This is a genomic window from Pseudomonas sp. 05N434 (assembly GCF_056396965.1).
Genome location: NZ_JBFTMK010000687.1, coordinates 1 through 2,247, shown reverse-complemented (window position 1 = coordinate 2,247; position 2,247 = coordinate 1). Strand labels below are relative to the sequence as shown.

Annotated in this window: 3 protein-coding genes; 1 reads left to right on the top strand and 2 read right to left on the bottom strand. The window is 59.0% G+C overall.

Going from position 1 to position 2,247, the window contains the following annotated elements; genetic code table 11:
• On the bottom strand, positions 1-1,211 hold a 1,211-nt coding region (locus AC1DLB_RS28075), incomplete at its 3' end, for a sensor histidine kinase (RefSeq protein WP_477786091.1).
• A complete protein-coding gene (locus AC1DLB_RS28070; RefSeq protein ID WP_477786090.1) occupies positions 1,201-1,905 on the bottom strand; it encodes a response regulator transcription factor in 705 nt (234 codons plus the stop codon). The genes AC1DLB_RS28070 and AC1DLB_RS28075, both read right to left, overlap by 11 nt.
• Before the next feature lie 149 nt (positions 1,906-2,054).
• On the opposite strand from AC1DLB_RS28070, the gene AC1DLB_RS28065 reads away from it, so the two are divergent.
• On the top strand, positions 2,055-2,247 hold a 193-nt coding region (locus AC1DLB_RS28065), incomplete at its 3' end, for a hypothetical protein (RefSeq protein WP_477786089.1).

Sequence of the window (2,247 nt, the reverse complement as noted above, 5' to 3'; positions counted from 1 at the left end):
CCGTTATCGGTGATCCTGATGATCAAACCGCTGCCCGGATGTTCGTCCAGCATGACGTCGACGGCGCCGCCGGCCGGGGTGTACTTGATGGCGTTGTCCAGCAGGTTGCCAAACACCACTTCCCACTGTTCCGGTCCTCCGGCGACTTGGGCCTGATAATCCTCCAGCAGATGCAGGGAGAGACTGAGACCTTTGAGTTCGGCAGCCTTGCGCCAACGCTCGACAGCATTGAGCGCATTGTCATTCAACCCACTTGCCTGCCCGGCAATCTCGGCGGTGCCCTCCAGTTGCGCAAGGTCCAACAGGCCGAGAGACAGGCGCTTGAGCACCTGCATTTCGGCCAGCACATCACGACAGGTCTGGGCGTAATCTTCGGCGTGCCGTGGCCGCGCCAGAATGACCTCCAGCGCAGAGGTCACGGCAGCAATCGGCGTCTTCAGTTCATGGGAGGCGTTGGCGATAAACAGCCGTTGATGTTCCAGCACCTCCTGAACCGCCGCTTCCATTTGCGCGTAGCTGTCGAACAGCAGTTTTTCTTCCGCCGAGTGCGCCTCGAACACCACCCGGCGGGTGAATTCCGGCGGCTTCAAGGTGCGCAGTTGTCGAGCGAAATGGCGAAGGTTTCGGGTGGAGAGCGACACCACGATAAAACTGCCAAGCGTCGTCAACAGCAATATCCCTATCSCGGCCAGCGCCACCACCCGTTTGAAGGCGTTGACCGCATTGAGCACCGGTTGCGCGTTGGTGGCCACCAGCAGCCTGGCTTTCAGCGGGCCTTCGGGGCTGGCGCGCTCAAGGTCGCCCATCTGTGCGATCCATTTCTCGTGACCGACATCGAACAGGAACGTCTCTTCGTCGCCCGCGCGAACCTGACTCATGGCCTCGCGAAGCGCTTTGCGCATTGACGGCGTTGGTCCCCAGGATTCTTGCAGCATCTCACCCGATATCGATGACAAGTCAAAAAACAGGTCGTGATCGTGATCCAGTTCCGAGGCGAATTCACCCTGGCGCTGATAGACCAACTGCGCGTTTTCGACGCTGATCAGCGACTCGATGACGTCCGACTGGGTATCGAGATGGTGCCGCAGTTCATCGAGCCGGGTGGTTTGCACCCAATGACTCAGCCACACATAGCCGACGAACAACACACACGCCTGAACCACGAACAACGTGAGCGCGATTTTGATGTTCAGTGCCAGGTTACGCCACACGAAGGATCAACCCTTTGCCGCGAACGGTTTCAATCTCGACGTCGGCCCCAGCCAACTTGCGTCGCAGGCGATTGAGCAGCACGTCCAGGCTGTTGCTGTCCGGCTCGCTGTCGAAAGGGTAGAGCAACCCCAGCAATACCGTGCGGGTCTGCAACTGATTCGCCTTGCCGGCCAGCGCCACCAGTAGATTGTATTCCATGCCCGTGAGATCCAGCGGACGGCCGCCGATGCTGACCCGCAAGGTGTCGAGTTCGATGTTCAGATTGCCCAGTGTCAGCGATTTCGAGCCACGGGCGATCGAGYGCCGATAGAGGGCATTGAGCCGCGACACCAATTCGATCATTTCGAAAGGTTTGCTCAGATAATCGTCGGCGCCGCGATCCAGGCCCTGCACCCGATCCACTACTTCGCTTCTGGCCGTGACCATGATCACCGGCACGTCGTTGCCCTTGCCGCGCACCACGCCGAGTACTTCCAGACCCGATATCTGCGGCAGCATCCAGTCCAGCACCAACACGTCGTATTCACTGGCATCGGCATAGTACAAGGCCTCTTTGCCGTCCCTGGCCAGATCCACCACCCAGCCTTCTTCCTCAAGCCCGCGCTTGATGCTGTTACCCAGCAGGGCATTGTCTTCGGCCACCAGAACCTTCATCGCTCGCTTCCTGATCAGGCATTGCAGGCGTGCATTCATTGCATGTCCGGCACGCACTGGCAAGCCGTCGCACAGCCATGTGACTTCGTTAACAAGCGGTTCATTTTCGCTTCTTTAGACTGCCCGCCAGTGGTGAGCGAGCCCTTCGGCTTCGATTCGCTTTTCAGTCCCTTTTCTGGATTTCTTCCATGAGCCTTTCCAGTCGACGCCTGTCGTTCATCCTCCTGACGGGGCTGCTGGCCTGTCTGGTGGCTGCGACATTTTCCAGCCTGGCCACTCATGTGCGCTTCGGGCTGGAGTTTCGCGGTGGTTACGAGATTTATTACGTTGTGAACCCGGCACCGGGCAAAACCCGGCTCGCCAAGGATGACTTGTTGCAGA